This is a genomic window from Caballeronia sp. 11_S32, assembly GCF_056930355.1.
This window is the reverse complement of the sequence record NZ_JBXOWH010000003.1, coordinates 1,626,571-1,650,466: the sequence shown is the minus strand read 5'-3', so window position 1 is coordinate 1,650,466 and position 23,896 is coordinate 1,626,571. Positions and strand designations below refer to the sequence as shown.

At 63.0% G+C, this 23,896-nt stretch carries 23 protein-coding genes, 1 tRNA gene and 2 pseudogenes; 14 read left to right on the top strand and 12 right to left on the bottom strand.

Annotation, left to right across the window (positions count from 1 at the left end; translation table 11 throughout):
- Positions 1-59: 59 nt before the first annotated feature.
- Positions 60-803, top strand: coding sequence for an SDR family oxidoreductase (locus tag AC1Z32_RS19250; protein WP_483480103.1), 744 nt, complete (start codon positions 60-62; stop codon positions 801-803).
- 39 nt (positions 804-842) lie between these two features.
- Here AC1Z32_RS19250 and AC1Z32_RS19245 read toward each other — a convergent pair whose 3' ends face one another.
- Positions 843-1,523, bottom strand: a complete 681-nt coding sequence (locus AC1Z32_RS19245; RefSeq protein ID WP_483480102.1) for a ribonuclease HI family protein — start codon at positions 1,521-1,523, stop codon at positions 843-845.
- A 146-nt stretch (positions 1,524-1,669) separates the two neighbouring features.
- Here AC1Z32_RS19245 and AC1Z32_RS19240 point away from each other — a divergent pair, with 146 nt between their 5' ends.
- Positions 1,670-2,176, top strand: coding sequence for a PRC-barrel domain-containing protein (locus AC1Z32_RS19240; protein WP_483480101.1), 507 nt, complete (start codon positions 1,670-1,672; stop codon positions 2,174-2,176).
- Between the two features lie 57 nt (positions 2,177-2,233).
- On the opposite strand, the gene AC1Z32_RS19235 is transcribed toward AC1Z32_RS19240, so the two are convergent.
- Entirely contained in the window at positions 2,234-2,476 is a 243-nt protein-coding gene (locus AC1Z32_RS19235) for a hypothetical protein (protein WP_483480100.1), read from the bottom strand.
- Positions 2,477-2,561: 85 nt separating this feature from the next.
- Between AC1Z32_RS19235 and AC1Z32_RS19230 the strand changes: the two genes are divergently transcribed.
- Entirely contained in the window at positions 2,562-2,786 is a 225-nt protein-coding gene (locus AC1Z32_RS19230; protein ID WP_483480099.1) for a hypothetical protein, read from the top strand.
- A 62-nt stretch (positions 2,787-2,848) separates the two neighbouring features.
- On the opposite strand, the gene AC1Z32_RS19225 is transcribed toward AC1Z32_RS19230, so the two are convergent.
- A complete protein-coding gene (locus AC1Z32_RS19225; RefSeq protein ID WP_483480098.1) occupies positions 2,849-3,529 on the bottom strand; it encodes a DUF2968 domain-containing protein in 681 nt (226 codons plus the stop codon).
- Between the two features lie 367 nt (positions 3,530-3,896).
- Positions 3,897-4,523: a hypothetical protein gene (locus tag AC1Z32_RS19220; RefSeq protein WP_483480097.1), complete on the bottom strand. Its 627-nt coding sequence runs from the start codon at positions 4,521-4,523 to the stop codon at positions 3,897-3,899.
- Between the two features lie 183 nt (positions 4,524-4,706).
- Here AC1Z32_RS19220 and AC1Z32_RS19215 point away from each other — a divergent pair, with 183 nt between their 5' ends.
- Both AC1Z32_RS19215 and AC1Z32_RS19210 read left to right on the top strand, forming a co-directional pair.
- Positions 4,707-4,982 carry a hypothetical protein gene (locus AC1Z32_RS19215; RefSeq protein WP_483480096.1) on the top strand — a complete coding sequence of 92 codons (276 nt, stop codon included), beginning with the start codon at positions 4,707-4,709 and terminating at the stop codon, positions 4,980-4,982.
- Positions 4,983-5,116: 134 nt separating this feature from the next.
- Positions 5,117-6,511, top strand: a pseudogene (locus AC1Z32_RS19210) (glycerophosphodiester phosphodiesterase family protein); the annotation flags it as partial.
- Positions 6,512-6,544: 33 nt separating this feature from the next.
- Here AC1Z32_RS19210 and AC1Z32_RS19205 read toward each other — a convergent pair.
- Together AC1Z32_RS19205 and AC1Z32_RS19200 are read right to left on the bottom strand one after the other, a co-directional pair.
- Positions 6,545-7,792: pseudogene (locus AC1Z32_RS19205) on the bottom strand (type VI secretion system Vgr family protein); the annotation flags it as partial.
- Between the two features lie 21 nt (positions 7,793-7,813).
- Positions 7,814-8,023 carry a PAAR domain-containing protein gene (locus AC1Z32_RS19200; protein ID WP_483481683.1) on the bottom strand — a complete coding sequence of 70 codons (210 nt, stop codon included), beginning with the start codon at positions 8,021-8,023 and terminating at the stop codon, positions 7,814-7,816.
- 546 nt (positions 8,024-8,569) lie between these two features.
- Between AC1Z32_RS19200 and AC1Z32_RS19195 the strand changes: the two genes are divergently transcribed.
- Positions 8,570-9,112, top strand: coding sequence for a hypothetical protein (locus AC1Z32_RS19195; RefSeq protein WP_483480095.1), 543 nt, complete (start codon positions 8,570-8,572; stop codon positions 9,110-9,112).
- A gap of 11 nt (positions 9,113-9,123) precedes the next feature.
- On the opposite strand, the gene AC1Z32_RS19190 is transcribed toward AC1Z32_RS19195, so the two are convergent.
- Positions 9,124-10,710 carry an inorganic phosphate transporter gene (locus AC1Z32_RS19190; RefSeq protein WP_483480094.1) on the bottom strand — a complete coding sequence of 529 codons (1,587 nt, stop codon included), beginning with the start codon at positions 10,708-10,710 and terminating at the stop codon, positions 9,124-9,126.
- A 296-nt stretch (positions 10,711-11,006) separates the two neighbouring features.
- On the opposite strand from AC1Z32_RS19190, the gene AC1Z32_RS19185 reads away from it, so the two are divergent.
- Both AC1Z32_RS19185 and AC1Z32_RS19180 read left to right on the top strand, forming a co-directional pair.
- Positions 11,007-11,939: a CHAD domain-containing protein gene (locus AC1Z32_RS19185; RefSeq protein ID WP_483480093.1), complete on the top strand. Its 933-nt coding sequence runs from the start codon at positions 11,007-11,009 to the stop codon at positions 11,937-11,939.
- 150 nt (positions 11,940-12,089) lie between these two features.
- Entirely contained in the window at positions 12,090-12,266 is a 177-nt protein-coding gene (locus tag AC1Z32_RS19180; RefSeq protein WP_483480092.1) for a hypothetical protein, read from the top strand.
- A gap of 219 nt (positions 12,267-12,485) precedes the next feature.
- Here the strand turns inward: AC1Z32_RS19180 and AC1Z32_RS19175 are convergent, their stop codons facing one another.
- The 5 genes from AC1Z32_RS19175 to acs all read right to left on the bottom strand — a co-directional run bounded on the left by AC1Z32_RS19175 (position 12,486) and on the right by acs (position 18,041).
- Entirely contained in the window at positions 12,486-12,836 is a 351-nt protein-coding gene (locus tag AC1Z32_RS19175; RefSeq protein ID WP_483480091.1) for a hypothetical protein, read from the bottom strand.
- 649 nt (positions 12,837-13,485) lie between these two features.
- Positions 13,486-13,575 (bottom strand) — tRNA-Ser (locus AC1Z32_RS19170).
- Between the two features lie 43 nt (positions 13,576-13,618).
- Positions 13,619-15,643 carry a sodium:solute symporter family protein gene (locus AC1Z32_RS19165; protein ID WP_483480090.1) on the bottom strand — a complete coding sequence of 675 codons (2,025 nt, stop codon included), beginning with the start codon at positions 15,641-15,643 and terminating at the stop codon, positions 13,619-13,621.
- Complete coding sequence (locus AC1Z32_RS19160; protein WP_483480089.1) at positions 15,640-15,981, bottom strand: DUF4212 domain-containing protein; 342 nt, start codon at positions 15,979-15,981, stop codon at positions 15,640-15,642. The genes AC1Z32_RS19165 and AC1Z32_RS19160 overlap by 4 nt, the downstream gene beginning before the upstream one ends.
- 77 nt (positions 15,982-16,058) lie before the next feature.
- Positions 16,059-18,041, bottom strand: coding sequence for an acetate--CoA ligase (gene acs / locus AC1Z32_RS19155; RefSeq protein ID WP_483480088.1), 1,983 nt, complete (start codon positions 18,039-18,041; stop codon positions 16,059-16,061).
- A gap of 335 nt (positions 18,042-18,376) precedes the next feature.
- On the opposite strand from acs, the gene AC1Z32_RS19150 reads away from it, so the two are divergent.
- From AC1Z32_RS19150 to AC1Z32_RS19125, 6 genes are all read left to right on the top strand, one after another.
- Positions 18,377-19,276 (top strand): DMT family transporter, encoded by a 900-nt coding sequence (locus AC1Z32_RS19150; RefSeq protein WP_483480087.1) that lies wholly within the window; start codon positions 18,377-18,379, stop codon positions 19,274-19,276.
- Positions 19,277-19,467: 191 nt separating this feature from the next.
- Positions 19,468-20,055 carry a TIGR00645 family protein gene (locus tag AC1Z32_RS19145; protein ID WP_483480086.1) on the top strand — a complete coding sequence of 196 codons (588 nt, stop codon included), beginning with the start codon at positions 19,468-19,470 and terminating at the stop codon, positions 20,053-20,055.
- Between the two features lie 48 nt (positions 20,056-20,103).
- On the top strand, positions 20,104-21,627 hold the full coding sequence (locus AC1Z32_RS19140; protein WP_483480085.1) for a fumarate hydratase: 1,524 nt from the start codon (positions 20,104-20,106) through the stop codon (positions 21,625-21,627).
- Positions 21,628-21,830: 203 nt separating this feature from the next.
- Complete coding sequence (gene bfr / locus AC1Z32_RS19135; protein ID WP_483480084.1) at positions 21,831-22,307, top strand: bacterioferritin; 477 nt, start codon at positions 21,831-21,833, stop codon at positions 22,305-22,307.
- An 11-nt stretch (positions 22,308-22,318) separates the two neighbouring features.
- Positions 22,319-23,194 carry a glutamate racemase gene (gene murI, locus AC1Z32_RS19130; protein WP_483480083.1) on the top strand — a complete coding sequence of 292 codons (876 nt, stop codon included), beginning with the start codon at positions 22,319-22,321 and terminating at the stop codon, positions 23,192-23,194.
- A 175-nt stretch (positions 23,195-23,369) separates the two neighbouring features.
- Positions 23,370-23,606 (top strand): (2Fe-2S)-binding protein, encoded by a 237-nt coding sequence (locus AC1Z32_RS19125; protein WP_062606598.1) that lies wholly within the window; start codon positions 23,370-23,372, stop codon positions 23,604-23,606.
- The last annotated feature ends 290 nt before the right edge of the window (positions 23,607-23,896 follow it).

Here is a 23,896-nt window from a genome sequence, read left to right as displayed (position 1 = left end):
CAACGCGCGAGCACGCTTGTCGCTAGAATCGAGGCGACATCAACCATCCGATCAAGCCCATGTCCGTCTCGACCCGCGCCATTCTCACCGGTCATACCCGCGGGCTCGGCGCCGCGCTCGCGGAGCTTCTGCTCGCGCAAGGCGTCGAAGTGCTCGCGATCTCGCGCAAGCGCAACGGCGAACTCGCCGCGCGCCATCCCGGCAAGCTGCACGAGGTCGAACTGGATCTCGCCGATCTGACGGCAGTCAGCGAATGGCTGTCCGGCGATGCCCTGTCCCGCTTCGTCTCGGGCGCGGAACGCGTGCTGCTCATCAATAACGCGGGAATGCTTGCGCCGGTCGGCGCGCTTGCCGATCAGGAACCGGCCGCCGTCGCGCGCGCGGTCAGCGTGAATGTCGCCGCGCCGATGATGCTCGCCGCGGCCGTCGTGCAGGCGAGCGCGCAGGCGGCAGACACGCGCATCGTTCATATCTCGAGCGGAGCGGCGCGCAATGCCTATCCCGGCTGGAGCGTGTACTGCGCGACCAAGGCGGCGCTCGACCACCACGCGCGCGCGGTCGCGCTCGACAGCAATCGCGCGTTGCGCATCTGCAGCGTCGCGCCCGGCGTCGTGGACACCGACATGCAGGCGGAAATCCGCGGCACGAATCTCGAGCGCTTCCCGATGCGAGAACGCTTCGACGCGCTCAAGCGCGACGGCCACCTCGCCACGCCCGGGCAGTCGGCGCGCAAGGTGATCGATTATCTATTGAGCGATGCGTTCGGCGATACGCCGACGGCGGATGTGCGCGAATTGAAGTGAGTATCGAAGCCGCCGGCTCACGCTTCGTTCAAGCCGGAGTCATGCCGCCCGGCCCGCCGCGCGCGCCGGATCGAGCGCCTGGCGCGAAAGCGCGTCCGCGCGGACATTGCGCGCACGCGGAATCCACTGCAGCCGCACTTCGCCGATCTGCGCGATGAGCGCGCGAGCGCGCGCCGCGTGATGCGCGAGCGAGCGGATGCTCGCACCGTCCGGCGCACTCATGTCGTCGATCACGACGCGGCTGTCGCCGTAGATCACGGCATCCGCGGCGCCTTCCCGCAGCGCCGCTTCGAGCACCGCGATGAGCGCCAGATATTCCGCCGCGCTGCTGTCGCCCATGCCTGCGGCAACGCCGATCTCGAACGTTTCTCCGGCCGGCCCGATCAGCACGCCGCCCATTCCCAGCCGCCCGGGATTCGGCAGCGCGGAACCGTCGAACCAGCCGCGCCATCCGCTCGTCTCGGCGCCGGTCTTTCGCGCCTTCGCTCGGCCCGCCCGCTCGGCGCGTCGCACCTCGCGCGAGCGCTGGGCATCGGCGTTGCGGGTTTGCGCGGCGCGGCGCGCATCGACGAAATCGCGCAAGGATTGCCCGCCTGCCGCCCTTTCCAACGTCCTGACGAGCGCCGCATGCTCGGAGATCGCAGCGCCCTTCGCCAGCCTGCGGCTCAGCATGCGCTCCTTCCTGTACGCGACGGCGAGCAATTCCTCGAAAGCGATCATGGGCAGCGGGCGGATTGAACGAACTCCGAGCTTAACAGACGCCCATGAAACGCCCGTGACGCCCATGGGTACGGCCGTTGCTGATTCGAATGCGCGAAGGGAAACGCCTTTACGCATCCACACAACCGGTCGAAAAGGAGCGGATCATGAGTCAATCGATGGAGCCGTCTTCGGGCGGAGCGAAGATCGTCGGCAAGGGCGCGGCAACGGCCGCGGGCCCCGGACCCGATGTGATGGCCGCGAGCACACTCGACGGCAATTCGGTGATAAGCAGCGACGGACACGACGTCGGCTCGCTGAAGGAAATCATGCTCGACGTGACGAACGGGCGCATCGCGTATGCAGTGCTGTCGAGTGGCGGCTTTCTCGGTATCGGCGACAAGCTGCTTGCCGTGCCCTGGAGCGCGCTCACGCTCGACACCGACAACCGCTGCTTCCGGATCGACGCGACCGCAGAGCAAGTGCGCAACTCGCCGGGATTCGACAAGGATTCGTGGCCGTCGATGGCGGATCGCGTCTGGGCGAGCACTGTGCATCAGCACTATGGGCGCGAGCCGTACTGGTCGAACGATCGCGCGAGCAACCTCAGCGCGACCGGAGCGATTCCGCCCGGCGGCGTGGACGCGCCCGAATCAGGCGGCGTAAAGCTGTAACGAATGGGGTATCGCCGCCGAACGGCGGCCAGGATGACGCCGGGCGCGTGCGTCCGCTCAGTCGCGGGGACGCTCTCCGACCTGAATGTCGACCCCTTCGGTCTCGTCCATCAGCGCGCGGAGAACGTCGCCCGCGAAGTCCTCGATGGCGAAGTGCCATTCGAGCGAGCCGACCGGAAAGTCGTTCGGGTTGCACTTGCCCTGCGCGCGGCGAATCGCACCGACCGAGAGGCTCAGCGCGCGTGCGTGCTGAAAGTGCGGATCGTCCGAGTCGAGGAACGGGAATTGATCTTTATCCATGACACCTTTAACGGTCCCGGCCAACGAAACTTGAGGCCTGCTTCGAACACGCAATCGTTTGCGTGTGATCGAGCATGAAGACACCATGCAACCCTATCGGAATCTCGCCGGCAATTCGGGCGTCGAAGCATTCGACATCCTGCGCGACGGCATCAAGGTGCGCTTCGTCAACGGCGGGACTTACTTGTATGACTATCGCGTGCCCGGTCGCACGCGCGTCGAGGAAATGAAGCGGCTCGCCCGCGCCGGGCGCGGGCTCAGCAGCTATATATCGAAAGTCAGCGCGGAGTATGCCGAACGACTCGATTAGCTGCGCGAAGGGGCGATTTTACGCGATATGGCGGGACATTCTTCTTATGATTCCCGCAAGGTTTATCGTGACCGCACGGGTGGCAGGTGAGGAACCCTGTCATTGACAGTTGCGTTCAACTGATGAAGTTGACGCTGCAACTTGTTCAGTTGCGCCTGGGCCGCCGCGCGCTGCCCTTCCAGTTGCGCCAGCTCCTTGCGGATTTCCTGCTGCTTCAACGCGACTCGCTGATCCTGCCCGTTGCCCCGTTGCAAGTCGACACGCACGCGTTCGATATGTGCCTCCGACTCCGCGATGAGACGCGAGAACTGCTCGTTCTGCGCTTCGAGATGCGCGCGCCGCATCTCGGCGTCGGCGAGACGCATCGCCTGTTCGACGAAATGGCGAAACGCCGGCTCGGCCGCCTCGCTGTCGCCGGCCTTGAGCACGCGCCATACGGCGTCCTCGTGATACAGCACGGCGTAATAGATCAGTTCGCGCGGATAAAACAGCAGGCTCGCGGAATAGGCAAAGCTCCGAAACGTGCGAAAGGTCGTGAGCGAGCCCTGCTGAACGAGCCATTCGACTTCGGTGTTCTGCGTGGCCTGCAACGTCTGCACGCCCGATTGCGTTGTCGGAACGGCGGCCGGCCGCAGAGGCGTCACCCGAGTGGGAGACGAAGGCGTTGCAACGCCTTCGTCCTCGTCCGCGGACACGTCTTCGGCATTGATCTCCGGCGCGGCAAAACGGATTGGGCTGTTCACCCTTTGGCGCGCGAGAAACGATGGCGCATTGTCGAGCAAGCTACCTCTTCTGCTCAGGAGGCTTTTCACGATGGCTCCCTGGCTAATCCCTTTCTTCAAGGATCAGCCTTCATGAATGATGGACGAAAAATCAGAACCGCAACACGCGTTATTCGAATTTCGTGAATGCAGCCCGGGATTGCTCCGCATAACGAACGATTTCGCATTGTCGCTGATCGAATCAGCTGGTGATTCAAGTATAGGCGAGACGTTCTGCGTTTCAAACGAAGCGCTAAAAACGTTCCATACGGCTTCCGGAAACCTCGACTAAATCGACGCAAAATCACGCGACGAAAAATTTAAAACGCCGGGTGAAACTATTTGAATGTCACGAGTGGTGATAAACCGCCTGCGCGCCGCTCAATGTCATTTTCTCGATCCGGGCGGAACGCGCCTGCGACATCAACGCGACCATGCGCATGAGCCTGATTCCCTGAACGCCGCACGCCAGCCCCGGCGTCTTGGAGACGCGCGATTCCAGGCTGCCCATCAGTCCGTGCAGGTTCGCGATGCGCGCAGACGGCGCGGGCGGAACCTGCATACTGACAGTCATTTGCATCGGGACACGCAGATCGTCGGCCGCTGCTCGCTCATCCGCGAAAAAATCGAAAAGCACGGCAGGCGCGTCGATGTGCCGCTCACCCGCGCTGCGAATTCGAAAGAAGTCGTGAACCGATTCGAGATGCGCAACGCCGGCCTGCTCGACACGCCGCGCAATAGCCGCACAGCGCTGCAATCTCCAGTTTTCGGACTGGCTGACCGTCGCGATCAAATCGGCGATACGCGTGCGCAATTCCGCTTCGCGGCATGCAATCAACGCGCGAATCATGTTGGCTTCCTCGCCCGACTGTTCCGGCAAGCGATCGCGCCATTCCAATAAACCGTTCAGTGAAATCAACATGACATACTCCGTGGCACTCAGCCTCTCGAACCGGATTCGGGCGGCTTTGATCATTTGGATCGCGAATCGCAGGAGATCCGTTTCCCTTGATCGCCGGATGAATATGCTATCCGTTTGCGGTCGTTTTGCCGTCGTTTGGGACGTAAATAAGGCCAGTCCTATGTGCTCCGGTGCGGCACGTTCGATGCTGACCAGCAAGTAAGCGGCGCGCGTCGCGTCGCCCCCAAGGAGACGGACATGAGAACCACCACCGTGATCGCTGGCGCGCTACTCGCGCTCGCCAGCACTGCCGCGCTTTCGCAGGAAATGTCGCGCGATCAGTTGATGCAGCGCCAGCAGCAGATGCAGCCGGGCAAGAACGAGCCCGTGCCGGCCCCGCGCGCCGGAGATTCATCGCAAGGCGGCGTCCAGTCCGGCACGTCGGGCAGCGGCACGTTGATGCAGCAGCGTGAGCAAGGCATGTCGACGGGCCCGTCGCAAGGCTCGCAGTCGACGGGCACGATCAAGCAATGACCGGCGCGCGCCGGCGTTCTTCGATTCGGAAAGCAGCACGCCCGACAAGTAAGGGTTCGCTTCCTTAGTCATACAAACGTCACCCGGCGGTCGTAATAATGCGCGGGGACAATTCGAAGCTGACGGGAAGCGAAATGAAGCTCGGGCGACAGCATCGCAGGCATTCGATCGCGGCGCGGGCCGCTCTGGTCTTCTCTTTCGCGCTCGCCGCCTGTCATGGCGACGGAACCGCGACATCGGCACCCGCGCAGGGCGCGCCGGCCGCGTTCTCGACATTCGACGGCCGGATGCCGCTCGTCATCGGTCATCGCGGATTACCGGGGCTGCGCCCCGAGGAAACGCTGCCCTCGTACGAACTCGCCGCCGACAGCGGCGCGGACGCGCTCGAAGAGGACCTGCATCTGTCGAAGGATTGCGTGCTCGTCGCCCGGCACAATCCGTGGCTCTCCGATAACACCAACGTCGCGGAAGTCGCGAAGACGAACGCTTCGGTCGCCGCGAGAAAGCGCAACGTGCCTGGCGTGCTCGTGAACGTGAAATGGGCGAGCACGCCCGGCAGCGGCCCGTCTCAGTATCTGACCGACCTGACCAACCCCGCCGATCCGAAATCGGTGCTGAGATCGCTGGTCGTCGATGGCGAGGACCACACCGGCGACTGGTCGATCACGGATTTCACCGCCGCCGAACTCGGCACGCTCCTGGGCGGCACGACCTACGATGCAGCGAACGAGCGCCCCGCCGAATTCAATGGGAAGTATCCGATTCTCACGTTCCAGCAGATCATCGACATTGCGAAGGCGAGGAGCGCGGCGAGCGGCCGCGCGATCGCCGTGTATCCCGAAACGAAGAATCCGACCTGGAACAATGCGCAGGCGATCGCGAACGGCTGCGGGCCGGCAGGCAGTCATCCGCTGGAGGACGCGCTCATCAGGATCCTGAACGACAACGGCCTAAACAGCCGCGGCGCGGCCGTGTTCGTGCAGAGCTTCGAGCCGGGCAGCCTCCAGTACATGCGTTCGCACGGCCTGAACACGAAGATCGTGCAGTTGATCGACGGCTACGATGTCGATTACCGCACGGGCGCCGTCATCTACAACGAAATCACCGACAGCCGTCCGTTCGACTGGACCGTCGCCGGCGACCCGCGCTGGTTCGACGCGATGCTCACGCCCGCCGGCCTCGCGCAGATCAAAACCTATGCGGACGGCATCGGCCCGTGGAAGCCGCAGATCGTGCCGCTCAGGATATCGCCCTTCCCCGCGACGAATCCCGACGGCACGCCCTTCGCCGGCTCGACCTCGCAGGCGGCGATACAAACGCCGACGAGCGTCATCAGCGATGCGCACAAGGCCGGGCTCTTCGTGCACGTCTTCACGTTCCGCAACGAAAAGAAGTATCTCGCGGCCAGCTACAACGGCGATCCGAACGCCGAGTATCTGACGTTCTTCCGGCTGGGCGTCGACGGCGTGTTCACCGATTTCGCCAACACCGGCTTCGCGGCGCGCGCGGCGTATCTGAAAGAACTCGGCCGCTACCCGGTTCATCGCATCGAGCCAGTGTTCGTACTGGTCGTCCGCGGTGACGACGACGGCATGTTCAGGGCCGCTGATGCGCGGTTTGGGGGTCTTCTGCGGCGCGCGGAAGTAGACCGACATCGGTTGCAGTTCGAAGTCGGCATCGCAGACGAGCGGTTGCGTGCCTGAACGCGTATGGACTTCGTGAATGTCGAGCGTACAGGACACGACCAGATACTCGGCGTTGGCCTTTTTCTGCGGGTAGCCGATGAGTTGAAAGTACCGGCCCGGAATGAGTCCCGTGAGATGTCCATGCCCATGCGCGCGTGCGCCCGCGCAGCGCAGGGCATCGAGCCGCACGTGTGCGAGATACTGGGCTTCGGCGAGGGGGTCGTTCGGGGCGTTCGCGAGCCCGCCTTCGAGCGGCTGACTGAAGTTGCCCCAGTCATAGTGTTCAGCGCGGGGGTAGTTCAGATCGCGCTGATCCTCCGCGAAGTGCTCCATCGGGGGAAAGGCCCGCACGCCGCCTGAGCGTGTGTAGTCGTAGTCCTTGATCGCCACGTGCGCGGTGGTTATCTCGCTGGTCAACGAAAGCCGGTCGATGTGCTCTTCGTCAAGCCAGTTGTCCGACGCAGCGTGAAAGCGCAGTGTCTCGTAGGCAAGCTCGTGACGCCGATGAGTGCTCATCGAATCCGACAGGACCAGACGATGAAAGCCCTCGGTGTGCTCGAACCAGAACCAGATGCCCCATTCTTCCCATAAGCGGCACAAGAATTGGTAATCACTTTCGAAGGCTTGGCGCTGGTAGTCCCGTTTGGGAAACATGCCATTCGAGAATTCCCACGCGCTGATGCGGTAATCGACCCGGTACGCGTAGCCGTTCAGCACCTCGCGTGTGACCTCGACGACGTTCATGCCGAGGAACACCCGGCTCGTCTGGTTCAGCGTGGCAAGGTGCAGCCACGGGCGCAGAGTCAACTCGTAGATCATCGAGCTTCCATCGGGACCGACGATGCGCGCCGCACTGACAAGGCCGGTGATCTCACGCGTGTACGCGCCGAGGTTGCCGTTGACTTCGATCGATACCGTGGCTTCGGCCCCGACAATCGCCGCAATGTCGAAGTTCTGGTCGGTCGTAAGCAAGTCCTGGCGCCCGTCCGATATACGTGCGGTGACGACATATTCGAAGAGTTCACTCAGCCCTTCGGTGCCGCGAATGCGCGTTGGCGTGAGGAACGGCGTGCCGAAATAATCCGGCTCGGGCAGCGCGTCGCAGTGCAACCCGAGCACATGCATCTGTACCTCTTCTGCCATGTATTACCCCGCGATCAGCGTTGCACCGCACGCGGTCTTGTCGCCTAGGTGGGCGACACGCCTGCCCCGATGGGTCATGCTGCCGCTCGCGAGGATCGGGAATGTGCCGCTGCATTTTGGGCACTCTGTCAAATGCCCATCGAGCGCGACGCGCGCGCCTTTCACTGTGAACGTTTCGGCGGCTTCGATAATGGTTCCGCCGTGATCCGTCATTCCATTAAGGACTGCTACATCGCGCCCTTGATCATCTCTCATGATTCGTTATCCCGAAAAAAACCCCGCGTGAAGCGGGGAAAAGGGGTTGCTGATGTTCGATATATTAACTTGCTGCGCGAGCGATGTCGGGAATCGCCGGTAAGCGTTGTATGTAATCCATATCAAATTGGACGAGCACTGAAGGGACGCATTTTTCGTAACGCTCCGTTGCCTTCGCCAGAGCATCCCGCAAATGGTGCAAGCAGGTGTCGAACCATACACCCCGGTACTGGCGCAGTGTCGTTGACATTCCGGTGGCGACGCGCTGGATTCCAGCACGCATCTGGCTATATTGCCCGGTGCGCTGTGTCGGGGGGGCCCGAGCGACCCCTGAGGCTTGCTGTTCGAGTTCTTACAACATACCGATTTCCTGTTCGTCTCGAAGGCCGCGCGCCCATCCCGTTGAAGCGCAAAGCGTTTCGAGACGCGACCACGGATCGCGCCGCACGGCGCACGCGATCATAAACCGTATATACTGTTTTCTCCACAGACAGGAGAGAACGAATGAGCACACCTCAAGTCAAGGCGCCGACGAAGAAGGCGTTCCATTTCCCGAAGGGCGCCGCGGACAAGGCGCCGGCGAAGCCCGAAGGCAAAGGTGCCAAAAAACCGCAAGCCAGCGCAACCGCAACCGCGAAGAAGCCCAAAGCGAGCGTGACAGCCCCGGCCACGGCACCGAAGAGCGCGAAGAAGCAAGCAGCGAAGAAGCAAGCAGCGAAAACGCCGGCCGCGAAGCAATCCGCGAAGACGCCCGCAGCCGAAGCTGCCGCCACGAATCAAACCGTGAAGAGCCAGCCGAAGTCCGAGCCGAAAGCGAAGCGCGTGAAGAAGGAAAAGGTCGTGCGCGACAGCTTCACTATGCCCAAGTCGGACTACGCAAAGATCGCCACGCTGAAGGAGAAGTGCCTGAAAAACGGCGTGCGCGTTAAGAAGAGCGAACTGCTGCGTGCCGCCCTTTCACTGCTCGACGCCGCCACGGAAAAGCGCCTCGTCGAAGCGATCAAGGCGCTCGAAACGGTCAAGACCGGCCGCCCGGCGAACGCCTGAGCGTCAGCGCCTCAGAAGAAATTTCTGAAGACCCAGTACAACGCGGCGGCCAGCGCTATCGACGCGGGCAGCGTCAGCACCCACGCGAGCACGAGGCTGCGCACGGTGTTCCATTGCAGCCCCGAACCGTTGGCCGCCATTGTTCCGGCAACGCCCGAAGACAGCACGTGCGTCGTCGAGACAGGCAGACCGTAGAGGTCGGCGGCGCCGATAGTCAGCATCGCGACCATTTCGGCCGAAGCGCCCTGCCCGTACGTCAGATGCTGCTTGCCGATCTTCTCGCCCACGGTCACGACGATCCGCTTCCAGCCGACCATCGTGCCGAGCCCGAGCGCGATCGCCACCGCGACCTTCACCCACGTCGGGATGAACTTCGTCGCGTGATCGAGTTGCTTCTTGTAGTTGTCGATCACCGCACGGTCCGCCGGCGCGAAGACGGGCGCGTTCGCCTTCTCCATCAGGCGGATCGCCTCGGAAACGAGGTACATGTTGTTGCGCACGTTATCGACCATGTTCTGCGGCACCGCCGCAAGCGACCCCGACGAGCCGACCTGATTCGCGATGATATCGGTGAGCTGCTTCACGGCGGGCAAGGTCGCCGTTGAAAGCTGGCGCGTGCGCACATAGGATTGCGTGTCCTCGCGCGCATCGGCGGAAGGCGGGGCGCCGTTCAGGTATTTCGCGAAAGTCACAGATGCCTCGTGCGCCACGGCGACGAAGTTCTGCGTCTCGGCCGGGCTCACCGCCTTGTTGAGGGCGTAGGCCGTCGGCACCGTGCCTATCAGGATCAGCATGATGAGGCCCATGCCCTTCTGGCCATCGTTGGAGCCGTGCGCGAACGACACGCCCGTGCAGGTCAGAATCAGGAGCGCGCGAATCCAGAAAGGCGGCGGATGATTCTTCTTCGGCTCCTTGTACAGTGCCGGCACGCGCACGAGCGCCTTCAGCAGAAGCAAGAGGAGCGCCGAGCAAATGAAGCCGACGATCGGCGAAAACAGCAGCGCCTTGCCGACGCCCGCCGCCTGCGACCAGTCGACTCCGCTCGTGCCGTTCGGCCCGCGCAACAGCTGATTCATCAGGCCGACGCCGATGATCGAGCCGATCAGCGTATGCGAGCTCGACGACGGCAGGCCGAAATACCACGTCGCGAGATTCCAGATGATCGCGGCGATGAGCAGTGCGAAGACCATCGCGAAGCCCGCGCTGCTGCCGACCTGAAGGATCAGCTCGACGGGCAGCAATTGCAGGATACCGAACGCGACCGCGCCGCTGGACACCAGCACGCCGAGGAAATTCCACGCGCCCGACCAGACCACCGCGACATTCGGCGTGAGCGAGTGCGTGTAAATGACGGTGGCAACCGCGTTCGCGGTGTCGTGAAAGCCGTTGACGAATTCGAAGCCGAGCGCGATCAGGAGCGCGATGCCAAGCAGGAAATAAGGAAAGGCGGAGCTCAGCCGGACGGATTGGAGATCGGACGCGAGATGCATCCCGACATAACCGATGCCGCCGATGAGTATGATAAGGAAAACGAGGAGGCTGGTGCGGCGGGCGCGTTCGGACACGCCGCCTTGCTGAGGAAATGCGATGTCCGGCATGGATCGCCTCGCGCGTTTACCGTGGCGGTGCCAAGCATACGTTCCGCCGACGCGGCGAATTGTGAATCTTTTGTGTCAACTGTTCATGTAAAGCTTTCACCACGCGCAGCAGAGTCGTCCGATATCGGCGCGAGAACGATTTCATCGAGGGTTCGCTGCGCTGTCACACGGATGACATTCTGCATGTCTATGTTTTCCGGCCAGCACACCCATTGAACTGCCGGCGGGACCACCGGCGCGCGGCCAGAAACGCGAACAAAACGAAACGCCGCGCGACATAAGTGCATACCGAGACGATGACACTGAACTTCGACCCAGCGTTTGCACGAGCGAGCCTCAGCAGTTCGCTCAATCCCCGCCCCGCCGCGGCGCGCGTGTCCGATCCCTTTTCGCTTCGCGATCAGCCGGTCGCGGATGCTTTCGTCATGCTGACGGCCCCGCTCGCAAGCGAAGCGTTCCAGCAGACCGAACTGATGACCGGGCGCGCCGACGCCGCGTTGCTCGATCGATTGCGTTCGACGCTGCGGCGACTGCGCGCCCTGTGGTGGGCGTTCGAGCCGCTGCTCGACGAGAAGGAAGCGCGCGTGGTACGCAAGCGCTTCAAACGTCTAGCGGATATCGCCGGGGAGCCACATGAATTCGAGGCTGCCTGCGATCTGCTCACGCACGCGCACGAGAACTGCGCGCGCCTCGGGCCGGTCGTGCGCACACTGCGGCGGGAGCGGCGCGAGGCATCGGCGATGACTTGCGTGACGCTGCGCAAGGCGCACGTCGACGTGCTGCTGCGTCGCGCGCTCGCGGATGCGCGGCGGCGCCTGGAGGCGCGTGCCGAGGATCGCACGCTGGAGGAATTCGCGCGTCAGCGCGTCTCGCTCGCCGATGATCTGCTCAGCAAGCGGGAACATCGCGCGGCCAGGATGAAGCGTGTCGATGCGAAAACCTTGCGCAGCATCGAGGAAGCGGCGACGAAACTGCAATGTCTTCTGGAGCTTTTCGCGCCGGTTCTCGAGCGCGGACATCGGCACACGATGCCGCAGCTGCTCGCGGCGCAAGCGGCGCTGCTGCGGCTCCATGATGTGCTCGCGAGCGAGGCGGTGGTGCGGCGCGTCGCGCCGGCGTTGAACGACAAGCAAGCCATCGACGAAGCGGTGCGCTGGCTGAACCGCGCCGCACGCGACGAATCGCGCGCCGCGCTCGAGCGCTTGCGCGCGCTGCCTCATCCGGTCTGACGCGCGCCGGTAAGCCCCCTCCTTTCATCCATCTCCGCGCGGCGGGTTCGCTCCCCGCGTCGTGTGCCCGCCGTCATCCGGGTTTCGCGGATGACGAAGCATCGGCATCCTGAATGCCTTCCATCATCGATATCGGCAAAGGAGACCGCCATGTACTTCGGGACACTCGTCACTCAGGCGCGCACGGATCAGGAGAACGACACCTGGCGGCGCGATCTGGATGCATCGCGCATCGCGACGGAGAGCCGCTGGCGCAGATTCTGGCGCGGGCTTGCGCGATGCTTCCATCGAACACACAAGCCGCTGACCGTCGGCAATCGAAAGTAAAGGATCGTCGCACGTCGAGGCATTAGGATTCGTCTGAGCGTTTTTTACCGACGAAGCCTGCTTAAATACAGCTCCTTTTCGTCTCATAAGAAGCTCATCGGATGTGAACACGCGATGCAGGTGGGACATGCGCGCAGTGCTCATTGCTCATGTGAACGCTGCGTGGCATCGCCACGGCGAACGTCTGCGCATTCGACTGATCTTGGCGTACTGAACCGTTCAAAGCGGCGCGGGCGTCGCCACGAGCGCGAGTTTGAATCCAGCCGTAACAACCATGCGAACACCCAGACTTCTATTGATGCCGGTCGCCGCCGCGCTTCTCATCACCGCGTTGCCCGCCAGCGCGAAATACTCCGAGCACTGGATGACGTATTCGGAAATGACGCACGCGCGGTCATCGGCTGCCAAGCCGCGTTCAAGCGAGAAAACCGCTCGAAAAGCGCCGGTGCAGACTGAGGCCGCGACCGCCGAAGACGATCCCATTGCGGCGTTCGCCCGCCCCGCGAAATCGCAGCGCAAAGCGGCCCGACGCTGAGCCGCTCCTTGATTAGCGCGTGAAATATCGCTCACATCGCGCTTATTCCGATTTCTTTTCTGTCAGCATCGACTATCCTTCTGACCGTCGTAAGAGGTGGGCTGCATGGCCCGCTGCGCCCTGCCATGTGCGCGATTTCATCGTGCATTATTAGAGGCGCAGTCATGCCGTGGCGCCCACTGCTCTTACGACAGCCTGAATTGATCGCGCGCGGTTTGAAGACGTCCCTTCCCGTCTATGTCATGCAATCGGACAGGCCGATTGTGAGGCCGCTAAAGACCGGCGAATCGTGCAAGGCCAGCAGGGAATTCATGACCTTGCACAAGCACGGCTTTCCACGGATGTGGTCAGGTCTCGAGAAAATCTCAACACGCCGTATGCGGCGTTCCGGGCGGGCCAATTGATGACGAATCAATCGTTACTTGCCACGGTGAACACACATGCGCGTTCGGCGTTCAGCAACGGGCCGGGAACGTGGACCAATATAAATGGCTTGCACAATAACGCTTTACAGGCCCTGAAATATTGATGCCCGACGGATTCTGAACGCGGACTTTGATATCGCCGTAAGGCGGCGGGGAAATTCGCTGCAGAGATGCTGCGATCAGCGTGCGATTCAGCAAAGGATATGGCTGATTGAATCGCAGCTGTGAAAATATGAGCGCTTGATGCTCAAGATTATTCTGGCGGAGAGAGGGGGATTCGAACCCCCGATAGGTTTTACCCTATACACGCTTTCCAGGCGTGCGACTTAAACCACTCATCCATCTCTCCGGAAGACCGCGATTATACCAAGTTCCCGCGCCTGCGCCAGCCCCTACGGGTGACGAATGTAATCGACGAGTGCGCGGGTGTACGCATCCGGCTTGCGATCGAAAAGGCTCACCGCGATCGCCACCGCAAAGCCGGCCGGCACGCCGAACACGCCCGAGCTGATCGGCTCGATGCCGAACCAGCGCGGCCCCGCAAAGCCCGTCAGTTGCACGAAGAACGGATACGTCGACACGATGTAGTACACGCACACGACGAGCCCGGCGATCATCCCCGCGACGACGCCGCGCTGCGTCGTGCGCTTCCAGAACACGCCGAGCACGAGCGCTGGAAAGAGACTTGACGCCGCAAGCGAGAACGCCGCGCCCACGAGAAAGAGAATATTCCCCGCGTTGAGCGACGCCACGTACGACGCGAGCAAGGCCACGCCGAGCAGCAGAATCTTGGAGATGGTTACGCGCCGCTGGCTCGTCGCGCGGCGATCGACCATGCAGTAGTAGACGTCATGCGACAGCGCGTTGGCGATCGTGAGCAGGAGCCCGTCCGCGGTCGAAAGCGCCGCCGCCAGCGCGCCCGCCGCGATCAGCCCCGAGATGACATACGGTAATCCCGCGATCTCCGGCGCCGCGAGCACGACCATGTCCGGCTGCATCTGAATGCCGGACCAGCGCACGATGCCGTCGCCGTTCACGTCGCTGATGCGGATCAGATACGGCTCCACGCGGCGCCACTGCGTGACCCATTGCGGCAGATCCGCGAAGCGATGCCCCACGAGCCCCGTCAATATCTCATGCTTGATGAGCACCGCGAGCACCGGCACCGTCAGATAAAAAAGCGCGACGAAGAACAGCGTCCAGCCGACGGAGCGCCGCGCCGACGACACCGACGTCGTCGTGTTGTAGCGCGTGAGGATATGCGGCAGGCTCGCCGTGCCGATCGACAAGCACAGGAGCAGCGATAGAAAGTTGATCTGATGCACGCGCGGACTCTCGTCCCCCGCCGAACCCGGCGCGAACGCCTCGGTCATCGGCACGGGCGCCGCGACGCGCTCGGTCAGCGCGTCGCGTTCGCGCGACCACTTGGCCTGCGCGTCGGCGGCATCGCGCGGGAAGGCGGCGAGCTCGCGTTCGCGCTCGTTGATCTCACGCAGCGGCCCGTTGTGCCGCCGCAATTCGGCGATCTCGGCGACGAGGCGCGCATGCTCCGCGTGGAACGACTGCGGCAGCGCGTCGATGCGCTGCTGCATCTGCACGGCCTGACGCTGGTAATCGGTGCGCACGCGCGCCTCGTCCGGCGAGACGGCGACGGCGCGCTCGAGCGCTTCGACGCGCTCCATCACGCGCCCGTAGTTGAATTGCGGAAACCAGCCGAGTCCTTCGCGATGCGCGATCATCGACACGGGAATCAGCATTGCGCTGATCAGGATGATGTATTGCGCGACCTGCGTCCACGTGACCGCGCGCATGCCGCCGAGAAACGAGCACACGAGGATGCCCGCGAGTCCGCAGAAGATCCCGATCGAAAACTCGATGCCGATGAAGCGCGAGGCGATCAGGCCGATGCCCTGAATCTGCGCGACCAGATACACGAACGAGCAGAGAATCGCCGCGATGGCCGCGAGCGCCCGCACGAGGTTGCTGGAGAAGCGCGTGCCGAGAAAATCGGGAATGGTGTAGCGCGCGAGCTTGCGCACATAAGGCGCGAGCAGGAACGCGACGAGGCAGTAGCCGCCCGTCCAGCCCATCACATAAGCAAGGCCGTCGTAGCCGCTCGCGTAGATCGACCCGGCAAGGCCGATGAACGATGCCGCCGAAAGCCAGTCGGCGGCGGTCGCCATGCCGTTGAACGCGGAAGGCACGCGCCGCCCCGCCACGTAGTACTCGACGAGATCGGAGGTGCGCGACAGGAGCCCGATCACCGCGTACACCGCGATCGGCACGAACAGGAACACATAGCCGATCCACATGCCCGGTCCCGTCGTGCGCTCGATGCGCTCCATCAGAAAGATGAACAGGAGGAAGCCGACCGTGTAGAGCGCGTAGGAAAGGATCAGCCGGTTGGTGAGCTTCATGATGCCCCGCCCTGTTCCGTGCTCGCGGCCCGCGCGAGACGCGCATCGGCAATCTGCATCAGCACGATATAGACGAGGATCAGCGCGACGTAGACGAGTATCGCGCCCTGCGCGCCGAAGTAGAACGGCAGCGGAAAGCCCGCGACGCGCACGTGCTCGAAGCGCTGCGCGAAAAGCGGCAAGCCGAAGGAAACGACGAATCCGATCGCCATCAGCACGGCGATCAGCGCGACGTTGAAGCGCCAGTATGCGCGATGCGCGCGCGCCATCGCCGCCGAAACGGGCGGCGGTGTGGCAGGCGTCGGATTGGAGGTATCGGCGGGAGGCTGCGTGACCATGCGGTTATTTACCAAAACCGCACGGCATCGGCAATTAGGATCGACCGCTGCTCGCCGGGCAGCGGCCGAAGCGAAGATCAGCGCGCTTCGCCGAGCTGATCGAGAATCGCGGGATTTTCCAGCGTGGAAACGTCCTGCGTGATCTCCTCGCCCTTCGCGAGCGAGCGCAACAGGCGGCGCATGATCTTGCCAGAACGCGTCTTCGGCAGGTTCTCGCCGAAGCGGATGTCCTTCGGCTTCGCGATCGGGCCGATTTCCTTGCCGACCCAGTTGCGCAGCTCGATGGCGATCTGCTTCGCTTCATCGCCCTCGGGACGCGGCCGCTTAAGCACGACGAACGCGACCACGGCTTCACCCGTCGTGTCGTCCGGACGGCCGACGACCGCCGCTTCCGCGACCATCGGATTCGCGACCAGCGCCGACTCGATCTCCATCGTGCCGAGACGGTGGCCCGAGACGTTCAGCACGTCGTCGATGCGGCCCATGATCGTGAAGTAACCGGTCTCCTTGTCGCGCACGGCGCCATCGCCGGCGAGGTACAGCTTGCCGCCGAGCTCTTCGGGGAAGTAGCTCGACTGATAACGCTTCGGATCGCCCCAGACATTGCGCAGCATCGACGGCCACGGACGCTTCACGACCAGAATGCCGCCCTGCCCGTTCGGCACGTCCTGGCCGGTTTCATCGACGACGGCAGCCATGATGCCCGGCAGCGGCAGCGTGCACGAGCCCGGCACGAGCGGCGTCGCGCCCGGCAGCGGCGTGATCATGTGGCCGCCGGTTTCCGTCTGCCACCACGTATCGACGATCGGGCACTGACCCTTGCCGACGTTCTCGTGATACCACATCCACGCTTCCGGATTGATCGGCTCGCCGACCGTGCCGAGGATTCGCAGCGAGGACAGATCGAAGCTCTTCGGATGCACCTTCGCGTCTGCTTCCGATGCCTTGATGAGCGAGCGGATCGCGGTGGGCGCTGTATAGAAGATCGTGACCTTGTGGCGCGCGATCATCTCCCAGAAGCGCCCCGCGTGCGGATAGGTCGGCACGCCTTCGAACATCACCTGCGTCGCGCCGATGGCCAGCGGGCCGTACGCGATATAGCTATGCCCCGTGATCCAGCCGATGTCCGCCGTGCACCAGAAGATATCGCCCGGCTTCATGTCGAAGGTCCACTTCATCGTCTGCGCGGCCCACAGCAGCGTGCCCGCCGTGCTGTGCTGCACGCCCTTCGGCTTGCCCGTGGACCCCGACGTGTAGAGGATGAAGAGCGGATGCTCCGCGCTCACCCACTCCGGCTCGCACTTGTTCGATTCGTTCTCGACGATCTCGTGCAGCCACAGGTCGCGGCCTTCGGTCCACGCGACCTTGCCGCCGGTGCGCTTGTAGACGATCACGTCCTTCACCTTCTCGCAGCCGCCCGCGGCGATCGCCTCATCGGCGATGCTCTTGAGTGGCAGCGCCTTGCCGCCGCGCATCTGCTCGTCGGCGGTGATGAGCGCGACCGCGCCGACATCGACGAGACGCTCATTGAGCGACTTCGACGAGAAACCGCCGAACACGACCGAATGCGTGGCGCCGATGCGCACGCACGCCTGCATCGCGACGACGCCTTCCACCGACATCGGCAGATAGATCACGACGCGGTCGCCCTTTTTCACGCCGCGCTTCTTGAGCGCGTTGGCCAGGCGGCAGACGCGATCGAGCAGGTCCTGATAGGTGACGTTGGTGACGGTGCCGTCGTCGGCTTCGAAGATGATCGCGTTGTCGTTGCCGCGGCCCGCTTCGACGTGGCGGTCCAGACAGTTGTACGACGCATTGAGCTCGCCGTCCTCGAACCAGGTGTAGAACGGCGCTTTCGATTCATCCAGCACCTTGGTGAATGGCTTGTGCCACGAAAGCGTGTCGCGCGCGACGCCCGCCCAGAAACCTTCGTAATCACGCTCCGCTTCCGCTACAAGCGCCTTGTAGGCGTCCATGCCGGAGATTGCCGCACCCGCGGTTGCCTTGGCTGACGGCGGGAACACACGTTTTTCCTGAAGAACCGATTCGATCGCAGACATCGACAACCTCTCCTGATGGTGATTCCAAAATCCGGCGGCGCGCGCATCGCTGAATGGGCTGCGCACGCCGCATGTTTATGAGGTTCGAAAAACGAAAAGCGCGCGGCGTATCCGGTTCCGACCTTGTCTCCATTTGTACCGTACCGAGGCGGCACGGAAGAATGTCACGGCACATTCGTCTGCCAGCGACATCCCGCATTGATTTCAAGATAAGCCGCCCAACTTACCCGCTTCTTACGTGGCCCGGCCAGCGGGCACGGGGTATACACGGAGTCCGTGCGGCTTCTACAATGCGTCCCCACAATCGTAACTGAACTCGCCGCGCGGTATCCAGCTTGAATCGCTACGCCTTTCTTCTCATCGCAGCCATGCTGCTCGTCGGGAGCAATGTCGGCATCGGCAAGTCGATCGTCGCTTCCGTTCCCGTTCCGCTCTTTGCCCTTCTGCGCTTCGTGATCGCGCTCGCGGTGCTCTGGCCGCTCTTGCGCTGGTCGAAGATGAAGCGCGTCGCGCGCGGCGAATGGGTCAACCTTTTTCTGCAGGCGTTCTTCGGCACCTTCGGCTTCACGCTCCTGATGCTCAACGGCGTCGCGCGCACGAGCGCGGTCGCGGCGGGCGTGATCACGAGCACCATTCCGGCGGTCGTCGCGCTCTTCGCGTGGCTCTTCCTGAAGGAAAAGCCGGGCGGGCGCGCATTCGCGTCGATCGGGCTCGCGATCGCGGGCGTGCTCGTCATCAACGTCGCGCAGGCGGGCGGCGCCGGTGCAAGCTCGTTCAGCGGCAACCTGATGGTGCTCGGCGCCGTGTGCTGCGAATCGCTCTATGTGATCCTCTCGCGCCGTCTCACAGAGACGCTGCCCGCCATCGACATCTGCGCCTACACGCACGCGATCGGCCTTCTGCTGATGTTGCCGCTCGGCGCGACGTCGCTCACGGGCTTCGACTGGACGAACGTCGCGTGGGATACCTGGGCGCTCGTCGTCTGGTACGGACTCTCGGCCAGCATCTTCTCGTTCTGGCTGTGGATGAAAGGCATCCGCCACGTCGACGGCAGTCTCGCCGGCGTCTTCTGCGCCGTGCTGCCGGTCGCGGCGGCGCTTTACGGCATCGCGTTCCTCGACGAGCGGCCGACGCTCGCGCACGGCATCGCGCTCGCGTGCGTCGTCGCGGGAATCGGGCTCGCGAGCCTCAGGACGCGCGGCGCCGGCGCCGTATCGCGTGAGACGGGCGTCTAGCACCGTCTCAGCGTTTCATCAGCGCATTCTGAAAGGTTTCGGCAAGTCCGCATGGCGACGCGCTACAATAGCGGGCTTCCCGACACCGCCAATGCGCCCACGCGCGCCCCGGCCGGCGCATCGCACGGTTTGGCTCGTCATATTCTTCCGTCATCATTTCCGGCCCGACCGCACCGACTCAAAAGCCGCCCATGTCCGCTCCCAAGCATGCTTCCACCTCGCCCTCGCAGACCGGCACGATGAAAGCGCTGCCGAAAATCATCTTCATGAGCCGCTGGCTGCAGGTGCCGCTGTATCTGGGCCTGATCGTCGCGCAAGCCGTCTACGTCGTGCTGTTCCTGAAGGAAGTGTGGCACCTCGTCTCGCACGCGATGACGCTCGACGAAACCAACATCATGCTCGTCGTGCTCGGCCTGATCGACGTGGTGATGATTTCGAACCTGCTCATCATGGTGATCGTCGGCGGGTATGAAACCTTCGTGTCGAAACTCGGCGTGGAAGGCCATCCCGACGAGCCCGAGTGGCTCGATCACGTCAACGCGGGCGTGCTGAAGGTGAAGCTTTCGATGGCGCTCATCAGCATCTCGTCGATCCATCTGCTGAAAACCTTCATCAACCCCGACCAGCACACGTTCCACACGGTGCTGTGGCAGGTGATCATCCACGTCGCGTTCCTCGTGTCCGCGCTGATCATGGCGTATGTCGACCGGCTGACCACGCATACGCATCCGAAGCACTTCCATAGCGAAACCATCGCGCCCCGAAGCGCGCTCGACTGAAGCGTCCGACAGAACGCACACAAAATTTCGTCCCCCAGAGCTCAAGCCATGACCGTCATCAAGCAGGAAGATCTGATCCAGAGCATCGCTGATTCGCTGCAGTACATCAGCTACTACCATCCGCTCGACTATATCCAGGCGCTCGGCCGCGCCTACGAGCTCGAAGAGAGCCCGGCGGCAAAGGACGCGATCGCGCAGATCCTGACCAACAGCCGCATGTGCGCCGAAGGCAAGCGCCCGATCTGCCAGGACACGGGCATCGTCACGGTGTTCGTGAAGGTGGGCATGGACGTGCGCTGGGACGGCGCCACGATGAGCGTCACCGACATGATCAACGAAGGCGTGCGCCGCGGTTATCTGAACCCGGACAACGTGCTGCGCGCGTCCATCGTGAGCCCGCCCGAAGGCGGCCGCAAGAACACGAAGGACAACACGCCGGCCGTGATCCATTACGAGATCGTGCCGGGCGACAAGGTCGATGTGCAGGTCGCGGCCAAGGGCGGCGGCTCGGAGAACAAGTCGAAGTTCGCGATGCTGAATCCGTCGGATTCGATCGTCGACTGGGTGCTCAAGACCGTCCCGACGATGGGCGCGGGCTGGTGCCCGCCGGGCATGCTCGGCATCGGCATCGGCGGCACGGCTGAAAAGGCGATGGTCATGGCGAAGGAATCGCTGATGGACCCGATCGACATTCAGGACATCATCGCGCGCGGTCCGCAGGACTGGATCGAAGAGCTGCGCGTCGAACTGCACGAGAAGGTGAACGCGCTCGGCATCGGCGCGCAAGGTCTCGGCGGCCTCGCCACCGTGCTCGACGTGAAAATCATGGCAGCGCCGACGCACGCGGCATCGAAGCCGGTCGCGATCATCCCGAACTGCGCGGCCACGCGCCACGCGCATTTCACGCTCGACGGCTCCGGCGCCGCGAAGCTCGACGCCCCGCCGCTCGACGCATGGCCGAAGGTCACGTGGGCGCCCAACACGGAAACGAGCAAGCGCATCGACCTGAACACGCTGACGCCGGAAGAAGTCGCGTCATGGAAGCCGGGCCAGACGCTCTTGCTGTCGGGCAAGATGTTGACGGGCCGCGACGCCGCGCACAAGCGCATTGCCGACATGCTCGCCAAGGGCGAGAAGCTGCCGGTGGACTTCACGAACCGCGTGATCTACTACGTCGGACCGGTCGATCCGGTGCGCGACGAGGCTGTCGGCCCTGCGGGCCCGACCACCGCCACGCGCATGGACAAGTTCACCGAGATGATGCTCGCGCAAACCGGCCTCATCTCGATGATCGGCAAGGCCGAACGCGGCCCGGTCGCGATCGAGGCGATCAAAAATCACAAGGCCGCGTATCTGATGGCGGTCGGCGGCGCGGCGTATCTCGTGTCGAAGGCGATTCGTGAAGCGAAGGTGCTTGCGTTCGAAGACCTCGGCATGGAAGCCATCTATGAATTCGACGTGCAGGACATGCCGGTGACGGTTGCGGTCGATTCGAGCGGCACGTCCGTTCACAAGACGGGTCCGGCCGAATGGCAGGCAAAAATCGGAAAAATCCCGGTCGCGACGGCTTGAACCCGGGTTAAAGACGGTTTATACCTTCAGTGAATGACAGAGCCGGGCGTTTCGCCCGGCTCTTTTCTTTGAATCGATCCGTCTCGATAAAGATTTTCATTCTCAGTTTTGTCTGAAAGCAAAAATTTCTACTCAACCTTGGCATTCTCGCGCTCAAGGTTTATCTTTGTTCAAGTGCCCCACGTTACAAAAAAGGAACAACCATGCAAGGCGACGCGAAAGTCATCGAATATCTGAACGCGCAACTGAAAAACGAGCTGACCGCGATCAATCAATACTTCCTGCACGCGCGGATGTATCAGCACTGGGGCCTGGAAAAGCTCAACAAGCACGAGTACGACGAATCGATCGGCGAAATGAAGCACGCCGACTGGCTGATCCAGCGCGTGTTCATGCTCGATGGACTGCCGAACCTGCAGGACCTGCACAAGCTTCTCATCGGCGAGGAAACCAAGGAAATTCTCGAGTGCGACCTGAAGCTCGAGCAGATTTCCCAGTCGACCTGCAAGGAAGCCATCGTGTACTGCGAGTCGGTGCGTGACTTCGTCTCGCGCGAAATTTTCGAAAAGATTCTGCACGACACCGAAGAGCACATCGACTGGCTGGAAACGCAGCTGGATCTCATCGACAAGGTCGGCATCCAGAACTACCAGCAAACCATGATGGGCGATCACGAGTAAATCGGGCGTCCATGACGGTGGCTTCCCTGCTTCCGAACGAGCGTGCTCCGTCCGACGCGAGCGCGCCGGTCGGTATTTTCGATTCCGGCCTCGGCGGTCTGTCGGTGTTGCGCGCCGTGCGCGCGACGCTGCCGCACGAGCGCCTGATCTACGTCGCCGATTCGCTTTACGCACCCTACGGCGAGCGCGATGACGATTTCATCGTCGACCGCACCATGGCGATCGGCGCATGGCTCGTCGGGCAAGGCGCGAAGGCACTGGTCGTCGCGTGCAATACGGCTACCGCGCAATCGATCGCCTTCGTGCGCGAGCGCCTGCCGATTCCGCTCGTCGGCGTCGAGCCGGGGGTCAAGCCGGCGGCGGCGGTGTCGAAGTCGCGCGTGGTCGGCGTTCTCGCCACGGCCGTGACGCTGCGAAGCGCGCGGTTCCAGTCGCTGCTCGAGCGCTACGCGGGCGATTGCCGCTTCATCTGTCAGGCCGGACACGGTCTGGTTCAGGCCGTGGAGCGCTGCGACACGTCGTCGCCGGCGCTGATGGCCTTGCTCGAAAGCTATCTCGCGCCGATGCTCGACGCCGGCGCCGACACCCTCGTGCTCGGCTGCACGCACTACCCTTTTCTCGACCGCGCGATTCGCGACATCGCGGGCGAACGATTGCATATCGTGGATACCAGCGTCGCCATTGCGCGCCAGCTCGACCGTCTGCTCGATGCCCACGCGCTCAGGCACGTCGCCGCACCGGCAGACACCCTGCCGCGCTTTTTCTCCACCGCCGACGGCGAATCCCAGCGCCAGCTCGCCGCATCCCTGCTCCAACTCGACGCCCAAGTCGAGCACGTCGACATCCCTTCGCGCCGCACGCGCCTCGCTGAACCCGACATCGTCTGAGGGTTTCTCTCGCGCTGCATCAATTTCCCAGCGCGCTTTTCCCCGCCAGACAAGGCTCCTAGCAATAAACCCGCTAACTCGCTCACTCTGTTACAAAAAACACAGTGGCCCGCTTGCAAACGCGCTCATGACGAATGATAATAATTCGCATTAACGCTAGCTATCGCGAACGATCATGATTGTCTGTGTCTGCAAATCAGTGTCTGACCGAAAGATCCGAGCCGCCATCGCCGAGGGAATGGACTCCTTCGACGAACTTCAGTTCGAGCTCGGCGTAGCAATGTGCTGCGGCAAGTGCGAGGCGAGCGTTCGCGACGTAATGGCGGAAAGCGGCGTGTGCGCGTCGCGCTGCGGCGTCGAGCAGCGTGACATGGTGGCGCCGCTCACGTTCTACGAGCGCCAGGCCGCCTGATGCATCCGCGCGGCCGCCGTGCCGCGCTCAACCAACGGCGTCTGCGTCGTTTGGTCGTCTTACCGCCTTCGCAAGCCAGGTTACCTTCGAGCATCCGGTCACTCGGGCATCCGGTCACTTTAGCCAGCCGCGCAACTCTTTTACCCCTGGAGGGAAAGATGGAATTGCTTATCGGTTTCGTGGCCACCCTGTTTATCTCCCTGCTTATTTTCCGAAAATGACGTCGTCAGGTTTCTTCCGCGCCGCGCTTGTGCAGTCGTTGGACCTCGAGTTGGAAGGCCGCGCCATCA

What these genes read in the sequence shown, in the direction of transcription:
- AC1Z32_RS19235 (WP_483480100.1), bottom strand. Translation starts at nt 2,476, where the DNA reads ATGGATAAAGATCAATTCCCGTTCCTCGACTCGGACGATCCGCACTTT.
- AC1Z32_RS19250 (WP_483480103.1), top strand. Translation starts at nt 60, where the DNA reads ATGTCCGTCTCGACCCGCGCCATTCTCACCGGTCATACCCGCGGGCTC.
- bfr (WP_483480084.1), top strand. Translation starts at nt 21,831, where the DNA reads ATGCAAGGCGACGCGAAAGTCATCGAATATCTGAACGCGCAACTGAAA.
- AC1Z32_RS19180 (WP_483480092.1), top strand. Translation starts at nt 12,090, where the DNA reads ATGTACTTCGGGACACTCGTCACTCAGGCGCGCACGGATCAGGAGAAC.
- murI (WP_483480083.1), top strand. Translation starts at nt 22,319, where the DNA reads ATGACGGTGGCTTCCCTGCTTCCGAACGAGCGTGCTCCGTCCGACGCG.
- AC1Z32_RS19230 (WP_483480099.1), top strand. Translation starts at nt 2,562, where the DNA reads ATGCAACCCTATCGGAATCTCGCCGGCAATTCGGGCGTCGAAGCATTC.
- AC1Z32_RS19220 (WP_483480097.1), bottom strand. Translation starts at nt 4,523, where the DNA reads ATGATCAAAGCCGCCCGAATCCGGTTCGAGAGGCTGAGTGCCACGGAG.
- AC1Z32_RS19200 (WP_483481683.1), bottom strand. Translation starts at nt 8,023, where the DNA reads ATGACGGATCACGGCGGAACCATTATCGAAGCCGCCGAAACGTTCACA.
- AC1Z32_RS19145 (WP_483480086.1), top strand. Translation starts at nt 19,468, where the DNA reads ATGTCCGCTCCCAAGCATGCTTCCACCTCGCCCTCGCAGACCGGCACG.
- AC1Z32_RS19125 (WP_062606598.1), top strand. Translation starts at nt 23,370, where the DNA reads ATGATTGTCTGTGTCTGCAAATCAGTGTCTGACCGAAAGATCCGAGCC.
- AC1Z32_RS19245 (WP_483480102.1), bottom strand. Translation starts at nt 1,523, where the DNA reads ATGATCGCTTTCGAGGAATTGCTCGCCGTCGCGTACAGGAAGGAGCGC.
- AC1Z32_RS19185 (WP_483480093.1), top strand. Translation starts at nt 11,007, where the DNA reads ATGACACTGAACTTCGACCCAGCGTTTGCACGAGCGAGCCTCAGCAGT.
- AC1Z32_RS19195 (WP_483480095.1), top strand. Translation starts at nt 8,570, where the DNA reads ATGAGCACACCTCAAGTCAAGGCGCCGACGAAGAAGGCGTTCCATTTC.
- AC1Z32_RS19140 (WP_483480085.1), top strand. Translation starts at nt 20,104, where the DNA reads ATGACCGTCATCAAGCAGGAAGATCTGATCCAGAGCATCGCTGATTCG.
- AC1Z32_RS19160 (WP_483480089.1), bottom strand. Translation starts at nt 15,981, where the DNA reads ATGGTCACGCAGCCTCCCGCCGATACCTCCAATCCGACGCCTGCCACA.
- AC1Z32_RS19215 (WP_483480096.1), top strand. Translation starts at nt 4,707, where the DNA reads ATGAGAACCACCACCGTGATCGCTGGCGCGCTACTCGCGCTCGCCAGC.
- AC1Z32_RS19165 (WP_483480090.1), bottom strand. Translation starts at nt 15,643, where the DNA reads ATGAAGCTCACCAACCGGCTGATCCTTTCCTACGCGCTCTACACGGTC.
- acs (WP_483480088.1), bottom strand. Translation starts at nt 18,041, where the DNA reads ATGTCTGCGATCGAATCGGTTCTTCAGGAAAAACGTGTGTTCCCGCCG.
- AC1Z32_RS19190 (WP_483480094.1), bottom strand. Translation starts at nt 10,710, where the DNA reads ATGCCGGACATCGCATTTCCTCAGCAAGGCGGCGTGTCCGAACGCGCC.
- AC1Z32_RS19240 (WP_483480101.1), top strand. Translation starts at nt 1,670, where the DNA reads ATGAGTCAATCGATGGAGCCGTCTTCGGGCGGAGCGAAGATCGTCGGC.